The sequence below is a fragment of the Paraburkholderia sp. BL6669N2 genome (assembly GCF_003387275.1).
GTDB lineage: Bacteria > Pseudomonadota > Gammaproteobacteria > Burkholderiales > Burkholderiaceae > Paraburkholderia.
The window spans coordinates 3,544,497-3,564,203 of record NZ_QUNA01000001.1; the positions used below are offsets into that span (position 1 = coordinate 3,544,497).

The 19,707-nt window shown below is 56.0% G+C and carries 16 protein-coding genes; 14 read left to right on the plus strand and 2 right to left on the minus strand.

Annotated elements, in window-relative coordinates:
- Nucleotides 1–301 precede the first annotated feature (301 nt).
- The 7 genes from dnaA (at nucleotide 302) to B0G80_RS16185 (ending at nucleotide 8,238) form a co-directional block, all read left to right on the plus strand.
- Complete coding sequence (gene dnaA / locus B0G80_RS16160) at nucleotides 302–1,942, plus strand: chromosomal replication initiator protein DnaA (protein WP_220377459.1); 1,641 nt, start codon at nucleotides 302–304, stop codon at nucleotides 1,940–1,942.
- A gap of 219 nt (nucleotides 1,943–2,161) precedes the next feature.
- Nucleotides 2,162–3,265, plus strand: a complete 1,104-nt coding sequence (dnaN, locus tag B0G80_RS16165) for a DNA polymerase III subunit beta (RefSeq protein ID WP_116118624.1) — start codon at nucleotides 2,162–2,164, stop codon at nucleotides 3,263–3,265.
- Between the two features lie 114 nt (nucleotides 3,266–3,379).
- Nucleotides 3,380–5,851 carry a DNA topoisomerase (ATP-hydrolyzing) subunit B gene (gene gyrB / locus B0G80_RS16170; protein ID WP_116118625.1) on the plus strand — a complete coding sequence of 824 codons (2,472 nt, stop codon included), beginning with the start codon at nucleotides 3,380–3,382 and terminating at the stop codon, nucleotides 5,849–5,851.
- A 191-nt stretch (nucleotides 5,852–6,042) separates the two neighbouring features.
- Nucleotides 6,043–6,918: a restriction endonuclease gene (locus B0G80_RS16175; RefSeq protein ID WP_116118626.1), complete on the plus strand. Its 876-nt coding sequence runs from the start codon at nucleotides 6,043–6,045 to the stop codon at nucleotides 6,916–6,918.
- 192 nt (nucleotides 6,919–7,110) lie between these two features.
- A complete protein-coding gene (locus tag B0G80_RS45855) occupies nucleotides 7,111–7,632 on the plus strand; it encodes a hypothetical protein (protein ID WP_181919962.1) in 522 nt (173 codons plus the stop codon).
- 104 nt (nucleotides 7,633–7,736) lie between these two features.
- On the plus strand, nucleotides 7,737–7,961 hold the full coding sequence (locus B0G80_RS45860) for a hypothetical protein (protein WP_181919963.1): 225 nt from the start codon (nucleotides 7,737–7,739) through the stop codon (nucleotides 7,959–7,961).
- Between the two features lie 7 nt (nucleotides 7,962–7,968).
- Nucleotides 7,969–8,238 (plus strand): M48 family metallopeptidase, encoded by a 270-nt coding sequence (locus B0G80_RS16185; protein ID WP_258878893.1) that lies wholly within the window; start codon nucleotides 7,969–7,971, stop codon nucleotides 8,236–8,238.
- A gap of 205 nt (nucleotides 8,239–8,443) precedes the next feature.
- On the opposite strand, the gene B0G80_RS46835 is transcribed toward B0G80_RS16185, so the two are convergent.
- Together B0G80_RS46835 and B0G80_RS16195 are read right to left on the minus strand one after the other, a co-directional pair.
- On the minus strand, nucleotides 8,444–8,563 hold the full coding sequence (locus B0G80_RS46835) for a SymE family type I addiction module toxin (RefSeq protein ID WP_309568772.1): 120 nt from the start codon (nucleotides 8,561–8,563) through the stop codon (nucleotides 8,444–8,446).
- A 686-nt stretch (nucleotides 8,564–9,249) separates the two neighbouring features.
- Nucleotides 9,250–10,086 (minus strand): hypothetical protein, encoded by an 837-nt coding sequence (locus B0G80_RS16195; RefSeq protein WP_116118628.1) that lies wholly within the window; start codon nucleotides 10,084–10,086, stop codon nucleotides 9,250–9,252.
- Between the two features lie 338 nt (nucleotides 10,087–10,424).
- On the opposite strand from B0G80_RS16195, the gene B0G80_RS16200 reads away from it, so the two are divergent.
- From B0G80_RS16200 to B0G80_RS16230, 7 genes are all read left to right on the plus strand, one after another.
- Nucleotides 10,425–12,899, plus strand: coding sequence for a type VI secretion system Vgr family protein (locus tag B0G80_RS16200; RefSeq protein WP_116118629.1), 2,475 nt, complete (start codon nucleotides 10,425–10,427; stop codon nucleotides 12,897–12,899).
- 17 nt (nucleotides 12,900–12,916) lie between these two features.
- Nucleotides 12,917–13,795 carry a DUF4123 domain-containing protein gene (locus B0G80_RS16205; RefSeq protein WP_116118630.1) on the plus strand — a complete coding sequence of 293 codons (879 nt, stop codon included), beginning with the start codon at nucleotides 12,917–12,919 and terminating at the stop codon, nucleotides 13,793–13,795.
- A 10-nt stretch (nucleotides 13,796–13,805) separates the two neighbouring features.
- Nucleotides 13,806–16,361 (plus strand): T6SS effector BTH_I2691 family protein, encoded by a 2,556-nt coding sequence (locus B0G80_RS16210; RefSeq protein ID WP_116118631.1) that lies wholly within the window; start codon nucleotides 13,806–13,808, stop codon nucleotides 16,359–16,361.
- Nucleotides 16,362–16,364: 3 nt separating this feature from the next.
- Nucleotides 16,365–17,438 carry a DUF6708 domain-containing protein gene (locus B0G80_RS16215; protein ID WP_116118632.1) on the plus strand — a complete coding sequence of 358 codons (1,074 nt, stop codon included), beginning with the start codon at nucleotides 16,365–16,367 and terminating at the stop codon, nucleotides 17,436–17,438.
- A 180-nt stretch (nucleotides 17,439–17,618) separates the two neighbouring features.
- Nucleotides 17,619–18,143, plus strand: coding sequence for a PAAR domain-containing protein (locus B0G80_RS16220; protein WP_181919964.1), 525 nt, complete (start codon nucleotides 17,619–17,621; stop codon nucleotides 18,141–18,143).
- Complete coding sequence (locus B0G80_RS16225) at nucleotides 18,140–18,688, plus strand: lysozyme (RefSeq protein WP_116118634.1); 549 nt, start codon at nucleotides 18,140–18,142, stop codon at nucleotides 18,686–18,688. Before B0G80_RS16220 ends, B0G80_RS16225 begins: the two co-directional genes overlap by 4 nt.
- Complete coding sequence (locus B0G80_RS16230; protein ID WP_116118635.1) at nucleotides 18,688–19,200, plus strand: hypothetical protein; 513 nt, start codon at nucleotides 18,688–18,690, stop codon at nucleotides 19,198–19,200. Before B0G80_RS16225 ends, B0G80_RS16230 begins: the two co-directional genes overlap by 1 nt.
- The last annotated feature ends 507 nt before the right edge of the window (nucleotides 19,201–19,707 follow it).

Consider the following 19,707-nt stretch of genomic DNA (forward strand, 5'->3'; position numbering starts at 1 on the left):
TATTTAAACCGGTTTTTCGTTGACCGTCAATAGTTTAGCCTGGTTCGGCCCGGCCCCATGAGGAGCCAGCCTTGTGATCCGTCCCTGTGGATAACTCCCTTGCGGGTCCGTTTTGGCGTTAGAATCTCGCCTTACTTCCCAAAAATCCTGCACGCCGCTCCGGCTCGCTCGTCCCGCAAACCCTTGTGGCACAAGCGCCTGGAGCCATTGCGCCTGGTTAGTCTCGCTGCTCAGGGCCTTGTTGCGTGCGCGCGACAGGGGCAGCGGCAACCGCCGTGCACACCATAACGACAGCAACTCGATGAACGATTTCTGGCAACACTGTTCCGCCTTGCTGGAGCGTGAGCTTACGCCCCAGCAGTACGTGACGTGGATCAAACCGTTGGCCCCGGTCGCCTTCGACGCCGCTGCGAACACGCTTAGCATCGCTGCGCCGAACCGTTTCAAGCTCGACTGGGTCAAGAGCCAGTTCTCCGGCCGCATCGCGGATATGGCGCGCGATTTCTGGCACGCTCCTGTCGACGTCCAATTCGTGCTCGACCCGAAAGCCGGCATGCGCGCCCCTGTGGCAGCCGCGCCGGCACCGGCTTCTGCGCGTCCGGCCTCCGCGCCTAGCTCGATGGGCGGTAGCGCCGGCAATGGCGCTGCGGTGGACGCAGCCGTCGGCGCCGTGCAAGCGGCGCAGGCGGCACGCGCCGCTGGTATGAATGGCGCGAACAACGCGATGGCCAACCTCAATGCGAATGCCCGCGCCGCAGCTGAACACAACGCGAACGCGCGCGCCGCGGCCGCTGAAGATTCCGCCGACCTCGATCTGCCCAGCCTCGATGCGAACGAAGCCGCGGCTGCCCGTCGCACGTGGCGTCCGGGCCAAAGCGCGAGTTCGAGCGGTAACAGCGGCGAAAACGACTCGATGTACGAGCGTTCCAAGCTGAACCCGGTTCTGACCTTCGACAACTTCGTGACCGGTAAGGCCAACCAGCTGGCGCGCGCCGCGGCGATTCAGGTCGCGGACAATCCCGGCATCTCGTACAACCCACTGTTTCTGTATGGCGGCGTCGGCCTCGGCAAGACTCACCTGATCCACGCAATCGGCAACCAGCTTTTGATGGACAAAGCCGGCGCGCGGATCCGCTACATCCACGCGGAACAGTACGTGTCCGACGTGGTGAAGGCGTACCAGCGCAAGGCCTTCGACGATTTCAAGCGCTACTACCACTCGCTCGACCTGCTGCTGATCGACGATATTCAATTCTTTTCAGGCAAGTCGCGTACACAAGAGGAATTCTTCTACGCGTTCGAGGCGCTCGTCGCGAACAAGGCGCAGGTGATCATCACCAGCGACACGTATCCGAAGGAAATTTCGGGTATCGACGACCGGCTGATCTCGCGCTTCGACTCCGGCCTGACCGTGGCGATCGAGCCGCCCGAGCTGGAAATGCGGGTCGCGATTCTGATGCGCAAGGCGCAATCCGAGTTCGTGAGCCTGAATGAGGACGTCGCGTTCTTCGTCGCGAAGCACTTGCGTTCGAACGTGCGTGAACTCGAAGGCGCGCTGCGCAAGATCCTCGCGTATTCGAAGTTCCACGGCCGCGAAATCACGATCGAAGTGACGAAAGAAGCGCTGAAAGACCTGCTGACGGTGCAGAACCGGCAGATTTCGGTGGAAAACATCCAGAAGACCACGGCTGACTTCTACAGCATCAAGGTCGCGGACATGTATTCGAAGAAGCGTCCCGCGAACATCGCGCGGCCGCGCCAGATCGCCATGTATCTGGCGAAGGAGCTGACCCAGAAGAGCTTGCCGGAAATCGGCGAGCTGTTTGGCGGACGCGACCACACCACGGTGCTGCACGCGGTGCGCAAAATTGCCGATGAGCGCAGCAAGGACGCGCAACTGAACCACGAACTGCACGTGCTGGAGCAGACGCTGAAGGGCTGAGCGGTCTGTCTGGAAAAACGACCTGTTTATTTCCAAACTCGCCCCCATTTTAGTGAGGCGGTTCCGTTTTCAGGCACAATACAGGTTTAACCGCCCGGCGGCCGCGGGCGGCTTTCACGCCGTGACAGGCGCTGCGTGGCGCCGGCGGGGAGTCGTGGCTGCGCGCGGAAAAGCTTGCCTGGCAAGGCGCGCAGGCCGTTATATCAACGAAGGAACTCTATGCAACTGGTCAAGACCGAACGCGATAACCTCCTCAGGCCGCTGCAAACTGTGAGCGGCATCGTCGAACGCCGCCATACGTTGCCGATCCTCGCCAATTTGCTGATTACCAAGAACGGCCCTGACGTGTCGTTCCTGTCGACCGACCTCGAATTGCAGATCACCACGCGCGCGGATTTCGGCGTGGGCGGCGATTCGGTGGCGACCACGGTGGCAGCGAGAAAGCTCCTCGACATTCTGCGCGCCATGCCCGACGGGCAGGTCACGCTCACGCTGAACGACAAGCGTTTGACCGTGCAATCCGGCAAGAGCCGCTTTGCGCTGCAAACGCTCGCCGCGGACGAATTCCCGACGGTCGCGCAAGCTAAAGACTACGGCGCGAACCTCGTGGTTCCCCAGAAGACGTTCCGCCAGTTGCTCGGCATGGTCCATTTTTCGATGGCCCAGCAGGACATTCGTTACTACCTGAACGGCATGCTGCTGGTGGTGGACGGCGACCAGCTGATGGCGGTCGCCACGGACGGCCACCGTCTGGCGTTCTCGTCCATGAAGATCGAAGGCTCGTTCCAGCGTCAGGAAGTGATCATCCCGCGCAAGACGATCCTGGAACTCCAGCGTCTGCTGGAAGACATCGACGACACGCTGAAGATCGACATCGCGCAGACGCAGGTCAAGTTTACGTTCGGCCAGGTCGAACTGGTGTCGAAGCTGGTGGAAGGCAAATTCCCCGACTTCCAGCGCGTGATTCCGAAGTCGCACAAGAATCAGTTCGTGATCGGCCGTGAAGAACTGCAGCGCTCGCTGCAACGCGCCGCGATTCTGACCTCGGACAAATTCAAGGGCGTGCGCTGCATTATCGAGCCGGGCCAGTTGAAGATCATGTCGACCAACGCCGATCAGGAAGAGGCGCAGGAAGAACTGGAAATCGCATACGACGGCGACAGCGTCGATATCGGGTTCAACGTCACGTATCTGCTCGACGTGCTCGCGAACCTGAAGGTCGACACGTTGCAGGTGAGCCTGGGCGACGCCAGCTCCAGCGCGTTGATCACGATTCCCGAGAACGGCGAATTCAAATACGTCGTCATGCCGATGCGCATCTAACGCGTCCAACACCAAAGAACACACCAAGGGGCGCAGTGCCCCTTTGGCGTTTTTATGGTGATTTGAAAAGTCCCGAGCAGCAACCTTGCAGCAACGCAGAACCGGAAAAAATCCATGACTGAAACGAACAATTCGCAACCCGACAACAGCTACGGCGCATCCTCGATTCAGATCCTCGAAGGTCTGGAGGCGGTGCGCAAGCGGCCCGGGATGTACATCGGGGATACATCGGACGGGACCGGTCTGCATCACCTCGTATTCGAAGTGCTGGACAACTCCATCGACGAAGCGTTGGCGGGGCATTGCAACGACATCCAGGTGATCATTCACGCGGACAACTCCATTTCCATCACCGACAACGGCCGCGGCGTGCCGACCGGTCTGAAGATGGACGACAAGCACGATCCGAAGCGCAGCGCCGCTGAAATCGTGATGACCGAGTTGCACGCCGGCGGCAAGTTCGACCAGAACAGCTACAAGGTGTCCGGCGGCCTGCACGGCGTGGGTGTGTCGTGCGTGAACGCGCTGTCCGCGTGGCTGCGTTTGACCATTCGCCGCGACGGCAAGAAGCACTTCATGGAATTCCACCGTGGCGTGCCGCAGAACCGCATTATCGAAGAGATCGACGGCGTTGCTGTCTCGCCGATTCAGGTCACCGGCGAGACCGAGAACCGCGGCACCGAAGTGCACTTCCTCGCCGACGAGACGATTTTCGGCAACATCGAATATCACTACGACATTCTGGCCAAGCGGATTCGCGAACTGTCGTTCCTGAATAACGGCGTGCGAATCAAGCTGACCGACCAGCGCACCGGCAAGGAAGAAGATTTCGCGTTCGTGGGCGGCGTGAAGGGCTTTGTCGAGTACATCAACAAGAACAAGTCCGTGCTGCACCCGAACATTTTCCACATCAGCGGCGAGAAAGACGGCGTGGGCGTGGAAGTGGCGATGCAGTGGAACGACAGCTACAACGAAAACGTGCTGTGCTTTACGAACAACATTCCGCAGCGTGATGGCGGGACGCACTTGACCGGGTTGCGTGCGGCGATGACGCGCGTGTTGAACAAATACATCAACGATCACGAAGTCGCGAAGAAGGCGAAGGTTGAGACTTCTGGCGACGATATGCGTGAAGGGTTGTCGTGCGTGTTGTCGGTGAAGGTGCCGGAGCCGAAGTTCAGCGCGCAGACGAAGGACAAGCTGGTGTCGTCGGAAGTGCGCGCGCCGGTGGAGGATGTGGTCGCGAAGGCGCTCGAAGAGTTTCTGCTCGAGACGCCGAATGACGCGAAGATTATTTGCAGCAAGATTGTCGATGCCGCGCGCGCACGGGATGCGGCCCGGAAGGCGCGTGAGATGACGCGTCGCAAGGGTGTGCTCGACGGCGTGGGCCTGCCTGGGAAGCTGGCGGATTGCCAGGAGAAGGATCCGGCGAAGTCCGAGATTTATATCGTCGAGGGTGACTCGGCAGGCGGGTCAGCGAAGCAGGGTCGCGATCGGAAGTTTCAGGCGATTTTGCCGCTGCGCGGCAAGGTGCTGAACGTGGAGAAGGCAAGGTATGACAAGCTGCTTTCTTCGGAGCAGATTGTCACGCTGATTACGGCTCTTGGTTGCGGGATTGGTAAGGAAGACTACAACCTCGATAAGCTGCGTTATCACCGCATCATCATCATGACCGATGCTGACGTTGACGGTGCGCACATTCGGACACTGTTGTTGACGTTCTTCTATCGGCAGATGCCGGAGATGATCGAGCGTGGGTATATCTATATCGCGCAGCCGCCGCTGTTCAAGATCAAGGCGGGGAAGGATGAGCGGTATTTGAAGGATGAGGCCGAGGTTAATGCTCACATTCTGAAGCTGGCGCTGCAGGGGTCGGAGTTGTTGGCTTCTGAAGGGGCTACGCCGATTACTGGCGATGCGTTGGGGGAGTTGGCTCGGGCTTATTTGCTTGCGCAGGGTGTTGTTAACCGGTTGAGCCGGTTGTATGACGCTGGGGCGCTTGAGGCTGTGATGGATGGGATTGCGATCGATCTGTCCAGCGAGGAAGCGGCTGATGCGTCGGCTAAGGCTCTGGAAGCGAAGCTGCGGGATGATCCGTTGAAGCCTGAGGTTAAGGTTACGACGATGTATGACCCGGTGAGGGAATTGCGCTCGCTGCGGATTGCGCGGACGCATCACGGGAATCAGAAGATTTCTGTGTTGGATCAGGATTTTCAACTCACTGCTGACTATCAACAGCTGATCAATACCGCTAATACGTTTAAGGGGTTGATTGGGGTTGGTGCTGTCATTAAGCGTGGTGAGCGGAGTATGGCTGTTACTGACTTCAAGTCCGCTATGAAGTGGTTGTTGGCTGATGCAGAACGCAATATTTCCAAGCAGCGCTATAAGGGGCTCGGTGAGATGAACCCCGGGCAGCTTTGGGAGACTACGATGGATCCGACTGTGCGTCGTTTGCTGAGGGTGCAGATTGAGGATGCTATTGCGGCTGATGGCATTTTCACTACGCTCATGGGGGATGATGTGGAGCCGCGTAGGGCTTTCATCGAGTCGAATGCGCTTAGGGCGGGGAATATTGATGTTTGACGGCCGTTACTGAGACAAACGCACGAGTTGAGAATATAGGACCCTTAAGTTGAGAAACTTATGGGTCTTTTTCATTGGATCGGACTCCGCCCCAGTCCCGCTGAAGCAGTAGTATTTACGAAGAGGCGAATTGGTCTGACCTCGGATCGCTCCATGAACCGGGGGCTCCGAGTTTTCGGATACGCACATAGATGGCAAAAGAAAAGAAAGATATTGCTGCAATATTTCGCTATATGGGACCCGCGTTAGACGCACTTAGGACTCTCGGTGGGTCCGGCACCCCAGACGAAGTCGTCGAGCGTATTGCGCAAGACCTCGATCTTTCAGATGAGGCACAAAATGAAGTCTTGCCATCAGGCGAAGGACGTTTCCGCAACCGGGTGCGATGGGCACGGCTTTACCTTGTGCGAGAAGGGCTTGTTGACTCGTCCCAACGCGGAGTCTGGGCGCTCACCGACGCCGGGCGTCACACGAGTCTTTCGATTGAACAGGCACGCGGCGTAGCTACAAAGTGGAACCGCATTTTTGGAGAGGAGCGGCGAGCGAGAGCAGGCGGCGCAGAGCCTATGTCAGCTGAAGGTTCAGAACCCGCCGGTGCGGTCACAGGTGACTATCGCTACGAACTCATCCAGATACTGAAGAATCTGCCCGCATCGGGATTTGAACGGTTGTCTCAACGACTTCTTCGCGAGGCGGGCTTTGTGCAAGTGGTCGTAACCGGAAGCAGTGGCGATGGAGGCATAGACGGGTATGGCACACTGCAAGTTAACCCACTTGTCTCGTTTAAAGTCCTGTTCCAATGCAAGCGCTACGCGAAGTCGGTGTCGCCGTCACAAGTTCGTGATTTTCGGGGAGCAATGTCGGGGCGAACCGACAAAGGCATCATCATCACGACCGGCACATTTACGGCGGAATCCCGTCGCGAGGCGGGCCGCGACGGCGTCCCTCCAATCGAGCTCATTGATGGCGAAAAGCTTGTCGACATGTTGGAACACCTGGAACTGGGATTGAAGCCCGTACGAACCTTTGCCGTCGACACGCAATTTTTTGACGAATTCAAGAGCTAGCCAGGTTATCGGCGGATGGCCTCCCGGAAAGCGCGTTGAGTGGCCCGGGGGACGGATTTTGTTTTTGATAATAGACGCTTGATATGCCACCCCCTCCGTCGTGGCACTTGCTAAAATTGGTGCGATCTCACCCCTCAGCAATCACTCCTGCCGAGGATTCCCCGACACTGCTAGTCTCGTAGAGAACTTTGAATGAGCGATCAGACCCCCGCTCAGTACCAGCGGCAAAATATCCTAAACAACCGCTATGCGCTGCAGGCGGCTGAACAGCACTTGGATTTGGGCGGTGTTGCTTACCAAGGCGAAATGGTATTTACGAAGCAGCAGGTAACGGCGCTATTCGAGGTGAGCGATGCCACGGTGGAGCGTTATATCGCTAGCCATGGCGAAGAACTTAAGGCAAATGGCTACGAACTCATCAGAGGGAAAAAACTCAAAGAATTCAAATACTTAAGCGATGTTACCCTCACCAATGAGGGTAACAGGACACCAATCTTAGGAATTTTCAGCTTCCGGGCGGTACTTAACTTGGCCATGCTCCTTACGGAGAGCGAGCGGGCCAAGGCCATCCGCTCTAGATTGCTTGACATTGTGATGGACGTGCTAGCCGAGCGGACAGGCGGGCACACCAAGTACATCAATCAGCGTGATGACCAGTACCTAACAGCTGCGTTTCAGGAACAGAGTTACCGCAAACAGTCACAGATGCCTTAGACCAGCATGTTGTAGAGAATAAGTGGAAATACGTCCGTTTTACCGATCTAATCTATCAGAGCATTTTCAAAGAAAACGCCGCTGAGTACCGCAAGGTATTGAATTTGGCTGGCAAGGACAACATCCGCGAGACGATGTATGCGGAGGTGCTTAACCTGATTGCCAGTTATGAAACCGGTGTCGCCCACGAATTTGCCGCCGCTGCTCTTCACCAAGGCCGCAAGCTGACGATGCAAGAAGCTGAGACGTTGTTCAGCCAGTTCGAGCGACATCCTCTTTTTAAACCTCCATGCATTGGTGCGGCAGTTGATTGCGAAATGGGAGCCTAGGCTAGGGGTGCACGTCTCGGGCTACTTCCTGCAGCGCATGAAAACCAAGTGGGGGAGTTGCAATCATCGCGCGGGTAACATTCGCCTCAACACTGAACTGGTAAAGAAGCCGAAGGATCTTGTTGAGTATGTCGTGTTGCACGAAATGTTGCATCTAGTAGAGCCGAAACACAGCGATCGCTTCTTCGCGTTAATCGACCAGTACTGGCCTCAATGGCGCGAGTCACGTACTGAGTTGAACGCTTTGCCGTTGGGACATGAAGGTTGGAGCGAGTGACATCTGATACGCGGCACTGACGTGCCGCGTATCTACTGGCCGGACATTCGAGCCTAGCTTAAGAAGCCTAGGAGAGCGTGGAGTATACCGTTTCGCTCAGGCGCACAACGTTCGCTGTCGTAGGGCGTGTCTTCGATCAAGATTTGGCAGAAAACTACGAACGCGCCTTGTTCAGCGAAATTGCGACGACGCATTCCTTGAGCAATCAGGCCGCCGTAATAACCAGTCGTCCTCTTTCCACCTTCACGCAGATTCTCGCGCTAATCACAAACCCTGCCTGCTCCAGCCACCGCCCCGAAAGCCTTATCCAAGGCGCCGGAGGCAGATCTGGAAAGAACTAGATATGAGCCGGCGCGTACGTTTTCATCGGCCGCGGGCGTCTTTGTGACGAAATAGTCAAGATGCGTTGGGTAACAGGCGCAACTGCTTTATGATTGGCGTCAGCCATGATCAACTCCTATTCAAAGTAGGGGTTGTTTGCGGTCAGCGGGGCGTGTGGGTGGCAGCCCATGCGTCCCGCGCTTCATCTCCTTCCTCGTTCTCCTTGTGCTTGGCTCAGCGCTCTCGCGTCCTTTTCTACACTTCAACGAGCCAATCATTCAGTGATGCTTCATAAGAACAATGTGTGATGATCGACAGCTATGTCGTTAGGCATCCGATGTATTTTCTCGCATTGTCAGGGGTTGTGCAACAGCGTCGAACGCTCGGTGAACAACAAAATTGGGCGCACACTGCGCCACTAAATTTGAGCCGGATTTGCCTTGGCAGGCGTCGCATGAGATCAGGCATGTCGAAGTCGAACCGAAGTCCCGCATCGTCCCTCATTTCCCACTCAGAGCGGACTCACACGCCTGAATAGAACCCACCAACAACGCCCAATGCATACTAGAGTGCCAATATAAGAAGCATTTAACATTTTCCAATAAATCGATTTGCTTTATCGCGTAAATGTTTTGTAAAATCGCGCGGTTACACGGGGGCGCGTGAAGTTTAAAGTGATGGTCTGCGAGATCATGATTGCGGGCAGGACAATCCTTTGAGACATGCTACGCGTATATCGACGTCCCATTTTCCGGGTCGTGCATATGAAACAACTCCGTTCTCCAGCAGCCGAAACGATTCTTTCTCAACACCGGGATATTCAGTCGGTGACTCGTAGTCCGCCCAGTAAGCGAAGATCCGCACAAGGTTTGGTTGGTCAACTGCCCTGTACCATCCAGTCAATGAATATGCTGCAACCACCGACAATATGGCTGCGGCGAATGCATCAGCGAACATAACCATTGCCAGTTTCCACCGACCGTCCAGGAGACGCCGGTGTGATACCCATCGAGAAGGTAACAAGTCCGCCGCCCCCCGAATGAGCCAATCGAAGGGAGGATGTGTAGAGAAAACGGTCAGGGCGGCGATGACCAAAAGAAGCACATAGACGACCAATAGTATTGCCGTGGCGAGACCGATCGTGACCGCCGGATAACAAAGAATTGTCCAAAATGTCAACGTGGCCGGAAAATCGCCCGCGGGGAGATGCATTCCTCCGGACACGACGTGTCTGGCCGGCACACTGGCGAGAACCGCTGTGAAAGCACTGCACAGCGCAAGCAGCAGCTTACCGAACACGGTCTTCCCGATTTGGGCCGCGACGGCCTGTACACGAATGACAAATCCGAGCGTCAATGATCCTGCACAAATTATCGCGAAACCGTTGCTCCATGTTGTTGGCTGAAAATTCTTTCTCGTAACGAGCACAGAAAGGAGGCAGCACGCCAAAGCTACACCATAGAACGTGTATGCCACCCGCTTCTTCTTTTCCCGAGCCTGCTGTTCAAGTAATAATTCGGCTTTCATCTGTATGCCCTTTTCAATATCAGTTCTGTTTCCGGAGCTAGCTGATGGATTACCACGTAGCTTTGTCGCGTGGCGTTATCTGCCCTTGAACAACGCGCACAAAGATGCAGCCGCAGAAGTAACGCCTTTTCGGCAAACCCGACAAGAACTCAAGCAAGTCGTAGACGTTGTGATCATCGTGGTGTCAAGCAATAGTTACCCATTTTGCGTATTGCATTATTTATAGGAAATAATTTCCGATCAAGTTGCGCGAGAAATGCATCTATTACATTTGACACTTTTCGTCTGGAGATTCTGTAAAATTCCGTCACCGATCGGGGCAGCAATAAGAGGGAATCGTGGTGACCAATCTTGCTCAAGACTTTCAAAAAGTCTTTGCGGACCGCCAGCAAAGCAGACTGCTGCGCTTAACTTTTCCGCATGGCGACGCGCCATACTCCACATTGCTTGCAAATCGACTGACAGGCACAGAAAGTCTGTCGCGTGATTTCGAATTCAAGGTCGAAATCCTTTCAGATAACGCGTCACTCTCCCTTAAAGATTTTCAGGGGAAGATGATTACCGTAGAACTTGCGCGAGCGGACGGAACGTCGCGCTATTTTAACGGCTATATTTTTGCGTTCCGACACGTCAAAACCGACGGTTCCGTTGCCTTCTACGAAGCTACGATCGGCCCATGGTTGCGCTTTCTGAGCCTTCGCACGAACAACCGCCTGTTCCAGGACCAGGATCTGCATACGCAGACGACGACGCTGCTGCAGGACTACGGCGTACTTCCCGACTGGGACTGGAAGGTGGCCGGCACGGACCCCGTTATGACAATGGCGGTCCAATACGGCGAGAGTGATCACAACTACCTGCATCGTAGGTGGGAAGCGGCTGGGTTCTATTACTGGTACGAGCACACAGCAAAATCGCACAAGCTCATCGTCTCCGATGCGTCGATTAACGCAAAGCAGATCGATGGAAATTCCGCGTCCGTGCCATTCCAGCGGGATTCGGGCTCCAAGGTTGAAGACGGATTGGCGCTCTGGAGCCCCGTGCGGTCAGTCATGCCGGGGCAGTACACGGTCGCGCGCTTCGATTTCAAGAGTCCGCGGCCGGCGACTGCCGGGGTGCCCACCATAAACCAGCAAGGTGGCGTACCGAATCTCGAACAATATGAATACATCGGCGCCTACGGCTTCGGGGGCAGTCAGGACGGTGATGAGTTGTCGAAGCGTCGTATGGAAGAGATCGAGGCCGTCGCCAAGCGCTTTGAGGGCGAAGGCAATAACCGGTACGTGATGCCTGGGCGCTGGTTCGAGCTGACCGATCACTTCGGGCATGCCGACGGTTCTCGAGACGACAATCAGTTCCTTGTTGTCGAGGTGGACCACGTCGCCAGTAACAACTATCTGCAGGGTGTCGATGCGCCGTCCGACTATCACAACGACGTCGTCGCGATCCGCAAGAAAATTCCGTGGCGTCCCGGGCGTGGATACAACAGTGTCGATACGCGCATCAACGCGCCCCAGACTGCAACTGTTGTGGGACCGTCGGGACAGAGCGTTTACGCCGACAAATACGGCCGTTGCCGCGTGCAGTTTCACTGGGATCAGCTTGCCAAGGGCGACGAAAGCAGTTCTGCATGGGTTCGCGTGGCGACCGCGTGGGCAGGCGGCGACCAGGGATTTGTTGCGCTACCACGCGTGGGTTCAGAAGTGATCGTGCAATGGCTGGAGGGGAGTCCGGACAGGCCCATCATCACTGGTCGCGTTCACAACGAATCCAATCTGCCGTCGTGGCAATTGCCCGACCAGAGCGCCCTCATGGGGTTCCGGAGCCGGGAACTCTCCGGCGCCAACGGCAACATGGCGAGTGGGCGGAGTAACCATCTGCTGTTTGACGACACGAAGGACCAGATCCAGGCGCAGCTGCGAAGTGACCACGAGGCGAGTCAGCTTTCGCTCGGACACATCACGCGCGTCGAGGACAACACGGGTCGACAGGACGGTCGCGGAGAAGGCTTCGAACTGCGCACCGACAGCGTTGGCGCGATTCGGTCGGGCAAGGGCATGCTGATCAGCACGGACGCCCGGCCACTCGCCAAGTCCCATATTTCCGATATCAATGAGGCGACTACAAGACTGGGTAAATCCCAGACGCTGCAGGCGCAACTCGGAAAGCTCGCTCAGCAGCACAGTGCGCAGGAAAGCGGCGGCGACCAGTCGGATGTGGCCGACGCGCTTCAATCCCAGAATGATGGGCTAAAAGGCTCCTCCACCGGCGGTAACGGCTCATTTCCTGAACTGAACGAGCCGCAACTGCTTGTAGCAAGTGCGGCCGGCACGGCGGTGTCGAGCACGGGGTCGACGCACGTCGCGAGTGGCGAGCACACAGCCGTGACGGCCGGCTCGAATATCTCGCTTGGTGCGGGCAAATCGATTTTTGCGTCGGCGTCCGAGAAACTGTCGATCTTCGTTCACCGCATGGGCATGAAGCTGATTGCCGCGAGCGGAAAGGTACAGATCCAGGCGCAGAACGACGAGCTCGAACTACTCGCGAAGAAAGTCGTCGGCATTATCAGCACCACCGACTGGGTCAATATCACGGCGAAGCAGGGGATCCGCCTTACCGCCGGCAATAGCCAGTTTGTGGTCAGCGCTGAAGGCATCAACGGCTTTACACCTGGCGGCAATACGATTCACGCTGCAAACCACGGAACGCAGGGGCCACAAAGTATTCCAGCCCAGTTCCCTGGCGCCGACCTGTGCCAGACGATGACCAACAGCGCGGCCGAAGCGGGGAGTGCCTCTGTGCCGCTTGCTTAGGCTGAGGGGAGAAAATAATGACGGATGCCCTATTGCGTGCGGTGCCGGCACCGCAGGCGCCTTTTAGCCACGGCTATCTTCTCGTCGAAACGGCAACGATTGGTTACGCCGCAGCACTTGAGACACTGCCCAGCGTGCCGTGCACGCCGGCAGCCCTTTCGCATCGCATCGAATTGATGCCGCGCCTCGTCAATGTTGGTGCGCTGAGCCCCGAGCGGCAGACTGAAATCGCCGAGGTCATGCGTGATGAGCTTGACGGCGATCGCCCGCCAGTCATCTGTGCATGGCTACAAAGTTCCTGGCCTGTGAATCGACTCGCCGAACACGTGGCCCGTTACCTCGTCGGCCCTGGCGCCAACGGCAGCCCGGTGCTATGGCGATACTACGATCCGCGTGTGATTTCGCTTGCGACGAGCGTGCTAGAGCCGGCCAAGTTGTCCGCATTGATCGGTCCAGTGGACACATGGACCCTACCGGCCGTCGGACGGTGGTGGACGATTAGTGGTAACGGACGTGAGGCACCTCCCCTTGAAGGAATAACGCCGGCCTGGCCAACGCCTTCGCAGTGGGAACGGATTGAGTACAGCGACCTCGCGGCCCGCGCGCTCGCCCGACTCAGTGACCAAAAGTACGATTTCAGAGATCTATCCAGGCTGATGGGCGCGGTGTGCAAGAGTTTCGATGATGCGAAGAAGGCTGGGCTTTCGGACCCTGACGCGCTTATTGACTATGCGGTCCATGACATGCGTTATGGCCGCGCTTTCACCGAACACAAGAAGCTCGAGCAGGCGTGGCCGGCAATCCGGCGCGGCGAACTTACATGGCCGGGGGCCCTCGCGCTACTTACGCCCGCCGATTTCGAATCACTAAAAGATCAACACGCCGTCATCGCCTGAAGGACCGACCATGCCCGTATCCTGCAACCTGTGTGACCGCAAATCGCTACTACTTTACCCGGTGCGCTATGCCGTAGCCTGTCCCCACGGTGCCGCAAAGGCGCCGGCCCTAGAAGGTAACTTCAAGATTGACTCCTCGAAGGCTCCGGCTACGGTCGGAACCGCGAAATACACCCTTCGGGCCGTGCGGGCTGGCTACCTCTACGTCTACGAGGAAAAGCGCAAACGCCTCAAAGCGTACATGGTGCTGCCGAGCGGCATGATGTGGAGTTTCATTCCGGGAATGATGCCTCCCAATCCAGCGGCCGTTCCGACGACCTGTATGGACCGACAGCAACTTTCGCTTGGCTATTGCATCGATGTTGAACACAGCGACTCCGATCCTGCGACCAATGTCTGGATCGGATGGTCCAACGTCCTCTGGACCAAACGGCTCGTCGGCCAGGCCGATGACGCAGGGTGGCGGATGCTTCATATGCAATGCATCAACGTGCCTGCCATGCTTTCAGGAGGTGCGAGTGATACGGGCGAATTTCAGGTGAGCCATTCAAAAGTCGCTCATTTTGCAATGGACGAAAAGGCGATGAAGACGGCCTTCAAGTTCAGTAATACCGATCCCAAGATGGAGAACCATCAGCATACGGAAGCGCCTCGCATTGCAGCCGCCATGGCACGTTCTCCGATGAGAAAGGGATTTATCGTTGCAGTGAACGACCCAGTCGGACTAACCAACGATCTCGGCGAACTTGTTGTTCCGAGCATCGACAGCGGATTCAACGCAGACATTTATCGCGGATCAATCGCCAAACAGTTGCTCGCCCGCGCGGAGCAGGGAATTCGTGCGCAGGCGAGCGAAGAAGCGGGATTCGAATATCGCACGTCGGAAATGGTCAATCAGGCGAACCAGAATCCCATGTCGTATTCCACGGGAGGTCCTCCCGTCGATATCATTGGCGCGTGGAAATTCGTGACCGGGTCGATCAAGGCCGGCGGCATTTCGAATTACAACGCACAGCAGGCCGCCCAGGACAAAGCGTATGGCGCCGACCAGGCGGGACATCAGAAAGCTGCTGCAGACGAAGCGTGGGATGAGGCAAGCCACACCGGAGAAGGTAGTGCACGCAAGCCTTCGATCGATCGCAAGCGTCTGGATAATTTCCCTAAGGAATACAAAGACGCGCTTGACAAGTTCAAGCCCCAATGGGACGAGCTGGTGAAGGCGCATGCCGGATGGCTCAACTGCAAACTTCTGTCAGACTGGATGAGCGGCGTTCATGATGATGCAGATATTCGCAGTGGGTACGCGTATAGCGAGTCGTGTTCTCAAAGCATCGGCAGTGCGGCAGCCACAGATGCGTGCGGCAAGGTCCTGAACGACTGGCTCGAGACCGGGCAGCTTACAAACAATCGCAATCTGTATGCACGCGCACTCCTTTTCAACCAGAAGCAGTTGATCGACGCGGCCCAGGCGCAGATCCACAAGTCTGATATCCAATACGAAAATTTCCTTAACCTCTACAAGCAAGCGCTCGCGCGTGTAAAGCCCGGTGAAGCAGCTCGGCTTCTCGATAAGCTTGTCCTGACAACCGGAAGCGTGATCGTCAAGGCCTTGACCAAAGGCGCGCGCAGCGTTGCCTTCGTGCCAATCATGATCCGGTTGTCGCTTCATTCCGGGACGGTCATCCGAGCAAGCTCACAATCGAAAGCCGAGTTGCGTGCATGGGCGATCGACGAGGCGAAAAAGGCCGGCATCAAACTGGAGACGGATCGAACGCAAACGCGTGCCGATGCGCTCAAGGCTGCAAAGACTGCGGTCAAGGCAGGTCCGAAGTCCGACGTCAATGTGGTCATCTACGAGCTTGATGTCGATGCGCTTGAAAAGGCGGGCAAGATCGAAGCTGGATCTATCAAGGCCGTTAAGTTGCCGGGCGCGGACAAAGTGAAGGCATGGCTCGGTTCTTCGGCTCCTGAGGCATTCCATCTTGGCGTGGCTACATTCATCTTCCAGCTCTTCACGCTCCAAGCCGCAGTCGAGGACGTTGCTGGCAACGACCGGTTCAATCGTGTGGAAACAGACACAAAGGCTGCAGCGGCAGTGATCAACATTGTCGGAGCCATGATGGAAACCGTCTCGGAGACAGTGGAAAAGGGGCCCGCCCATCCTCTATCGGCGTTTATTCTGAAACAGTGGTCGCTGGGCGAAAGGGAACTGGCTGGGCTTAAGCTAGGCGGTAGAGCCCTCGGCGCGATCACCGGCGCTGCCTTAGCTGTTTTCGACGTAATGAACGCGGTAGAGTCCTTCAAGAAAGAAGAATTCGGCCTTACTGCACTGTACGCAGGAAGCTCGATTCTCGGTTTCTATGTCGCGGCTTTCGCCATCACTGGCGCAATTCCCGGCTTCTGGATCGTCCTGGCCGCTTCAATCCTAATCGCGCTCGCCATTGCGCATTACAAAGCATCTGCAATGAAAGACTGGATCAGTCGGTCTTATTTTGGTACGGGCGAAGAGAAATATCCGACGCTCGAGGAAGAGTTGAGCGCATTCAACTCTGCAGCAGGAGGTTAAGGTATGGATGAACGTTTGATGAAAAAGTGCATCGGTCTTTCCGTACCGGAATGGGATATGGCACACCGCCTCCCGATCAATCGTCTTGTTGGACCTGACATGTGGGATAGCGGAACAATTTTTCGCTTTAATTCCGCTTACATGGACGTGACTGACCAGTCATTCATGGAAAAACAATGGATGATGGGCGCTGCGCTTATTGCATTGATAGCCATTGGGTGCGGCCTGTTTTTTCTCGCGTTGTTTATGAGCAATCCTCATGCGCCGCTATTCCTATACGCAATTCCAGCGGTCTTCATCGGCGGTTTCGGATACCTTTTAATTCGCTTCGGGCGCGGCGTTATGTTTTCGCTGACTCGCATGCCCATTCGCTTCCATAGAAGAGCACGCAAGCTGTTCGCCGTACGCGAACGACGTTACTTCGACGCGAAGAACCAAGGCGATCATGTTTGGGAGATTCCTTGGAACGAAGAAGAACTGTTTTGCCTGCACAAGGAGGTAACCCAGTTCGGCACCGTCTATCACATCCGGCACTACGCGCTCGACGCAGAAGGCAAAGTCGCCCGCGTTTTCTCTATTGGACGCGAGTGGACCGGAAAGCCAGAGATCGAGATTCTGCTCGCACAATGGAACTATTGGTGTACCTTCATGAATGAAGGACCGCAAGCGTTGCCCAAGCCGATGTTGTTCCATACAGAACGCGAAACGCCGCGGGAGTCGTTCCTGTATTCACTCTATGGTTTCGGGCTGACAGGTTCGCTCCTGTGGCGACTTATCACCATGCCGTTGGTGTTGATCTTTACACCATTGCGGATGCTTGCCATCGCCACGTCCCGGGCACCTATCTGGCCAGAGGCAATCGAGGAGATCAGTCAGATCGATCCAAACGATGCGTATGCTGAGCCGAGAAAGGGCACCCCAGTCGGTTGGGCAGAGACTGTTCTGGCGCAACAGCGCAAAGAATATCCCGACGCACCACAACGAAAAACGGACGGATGGTCAGGCATAGAGGACGGCGTCGAAAATGCTAATCAATGGGCTCTTGATCAGCCGCCGAAGAACTTGGCGGGTGGCTAACGGCGCAGAGTGCTATTGACGCGCAATTGGCTATTCACTTGCACCACCTGTAGCTTTTCGAGTTTTCGCGAGGGTGCACTCGTCACGCGACGATTCGGCAGGATGGGCTGGCGATAGATGTGGTCGCTAATCGAAGACAGTCGGGCCACGCGAATCGGTCAGAAAAGGGGCTTCACGAAGATGCTACGAAAAATCATTCTTGTCGGCGACCCACCGAGCACCGGGGGCGCTGCTCTGCCCCATGACGGAGCCTACATCACTGGCGTTGACGGTAGACCCGCCGCGCTCATTGGTGGGAAGGTCTCTTGCAACGCCTGTCAGACCACCGGCGTCATCTTCAAGGCCGGTGGCCCATACCGAAAGCGGAACAATGGGCAGGAGGTTGCCCTAGAGGGAGACCGCGTCCGCTGCAAGTGTGAAGTCAATCCGACCATGGTATCCGCAGCGGGCTACGACTGGCTGCCGCAGGTTGACGATCAGATTGAAGGGCATGGTGAGTATGTGTACCACTCCCGGCAGTTTCAGCTTAAAGACGCGAATGGATCCCCGATGCCTGCTACGTACTACACGGCAAAATTACCGGATAACGAACTGCGGCATGGCATAACCGATGACGAAGGCATGACCGAACAGTACGAAACAGATGGACCAAAAAGAATTGAGATCCATATCGGACATTTACCTGCCGAACAGGAGAACGCGTGAGCAGCCCAATTGTCACCAGCACCACTACTGCTAACGGGGGGGCTGTAGCAGTTGGACAGTCGTCGCGCATAGCGATTCATTTGCTGAGTCTTTCCTCACAGGGAAAGCAATTCGTGCAGGGCTTCGAGGATTTTCGACCCTTTTACTATCCCGACAGTGAAGGGTACTGTACCGCCGGATGGGGTCACCTGATCAACGGCCATCAAACCTGTGAAGCCCTAGGCATTCAATTGAACGCACCTATCGGTATAGATCAGGCGATCGCTTGGTTCGAAACGGACCGGACACGAATCGAGAACATTGTGAAAACGCAGATCCATGTTCCTCTCTACCAGAGGGAATACGATGCCCTTGTTTCGTTAGCATTCAATCTTGGCAGCTTCGCGCATGCGCCCAATTTGCGCAACAAAATAAACCAAGGCCAATATGCGGCCGGGGCAGATGAAATGCTGGACATAACGAATGGTGGGACAGCTGGGCTTGTACTACGACGGCAGCGGGAACACGATATGTTTGTGAATGGAGTTTACAACTGGGTTCATTAATGATGAAAAAGATAGCCATTGCCGTCCTTCTATTAGTCGGTTCAGGCTTGGCGTCGGCTGAGCCAGGCTGCAGCCTCGATCAGCTAAAGGCGAACTCCACGACATGTGATCGCAAACAGGTCTCAGTTCAAGACAAAGCAGCCTATGTCGATTTCAGGGTGAAGGAAGTCGCTGGCCTCCAGCCAGATGACGTCAAATCTTTTTTGGAATCATTAAAAAAATCCGTCGAGGCGGAAGACAAGGTGTACCTCAGCAATGTAGCCCGGTATCCCTTGCGATATTTTGAGAATAAAAAACGGAAATCTGTGAATGGACCCGCGCTGTTCGTGAAAAAGTACAAGGCGATATTTACCGATAAGGTCAAGCACACTATTGAGAACCAGCAGTATCAGGACCTCTTCGTCGATTCTGAGGGAATAATGCTGGGCAACGGTGAAGTGTGGATATCGGGGATTGTAGAAAAAACAACCCCACCAAAAACCGATATCAAGATCATTGCTATCAACAATTAGTTGGAATGCTCGGAATTGCGCAACTCGCCGAGCTTCGCCGTTGAAGAGACCACGTCCATACGGCGGCGACTGAACAACTGCTCTCATCGTGTGCGTAGGGAGAGCCGAGCGGGCATAGTCAGCCCTCCAATTTCTGGCCCGAACTGCGCATTCAGGCTAAAGCAGGGTCGAGCGGAATCGGAACTCCACAAAGATGCCCGCCAGACCTGTTGGCGAGACACGTATTGATCAGTTCGTGATCGGCTCCACCAGATCAAGAATACTCTGCAGATGCCGATTCTGGGCTTTCCGAAGATCGTAGATGCACTCGAAATATGCGATATCGTTGATATTGCGAATCTGTGGTGCGGCAAGATCTGGTTTCCACTTTGATCCAGCGTACTTGTTTATCGCGCAGAAGGTCTTCATCCGATCCTGCTCGTGCATATAGTCGAGAAGGAGAGTTTCCCTTGGGAGTCGATCTGGCGATTGCTGCGTAGAGCGCCGCGTTAGCGGTTTCCATGTCGG

Coding starts and splice junctions, on each gene's coding strand:
- B0G80_RS16175 (WP_116118626.1), top strand. CDS start 6,043: ATGGCAAAAGAAAAGAAAGATATTGCTGCAATATTTCGCTATATGGGA.
- B0G80_RS45855 (WP_181919962.1), top strand. CDS start 7,111: ATGAGCGATCAGACCCCCGCTCAGTACCAGCGGCAAAATATCCTAAAC.
- B0G80_RS16230 (WP_116118635.1), top strand. CDS start 18,688: ATGATGAAAAAGATAGCCATTGCCGTCCTTCTATTAGTCGGTTCAGGC.
- gyrB (WP_116118625.1), top strand. CDS start 3,380: ATGACTGAAACGAACAATTCGCAACCCGACAACAGCTACGGCGCATCC.
- B0G80_RS16215 (WP_116118632.1), top strand. CDS start 16,365: ATGGATGAACGTTTGATGAAAAAGTGCATCGGTCTTTCCGTACCGGAA.
- dnaN (WP_116118624.1), top strand. CDS start 2,162: ATGCAACTGGTCAAGACCGAACGCGATAACCTCCTCAGGCCGCTGCAA.
- B0G80_RS16210 (WP_116118631.1), top strand. CDS start 13,806: ATGCCCGTATCCTGCAACCTGTGTGACCGCAAATCGCTACTACTTTAC.
- B0G80_RS16205 (WP_116118630.1), top strand. CDS start 12,917: ATGACGGATGCCCTATTGCGTGCGGTGCCGGCACCGCAGGCGCCTTTT.
- dnaA (WP_220377459.1), top strand. CDS start 302: ATGAACGATTTCTGGCAACACTGTTCCGCCTTGCTGGAGCGTGAGCTT.
- B0G80_RS16220 (WP_181919964.1), top strand. CDS start 17,619: ATGCTACGAAAAATCATTCTTGTCGGCGACCCACCGAGCACCGGGGGC.
- B0G80_RS16195 (WP_116118628.1), bottom strand. CDS start 10,086: ATGAAAGCCGAATTATTACTTGAACAGCAGGCTCGGGAAAAGAAGAAG.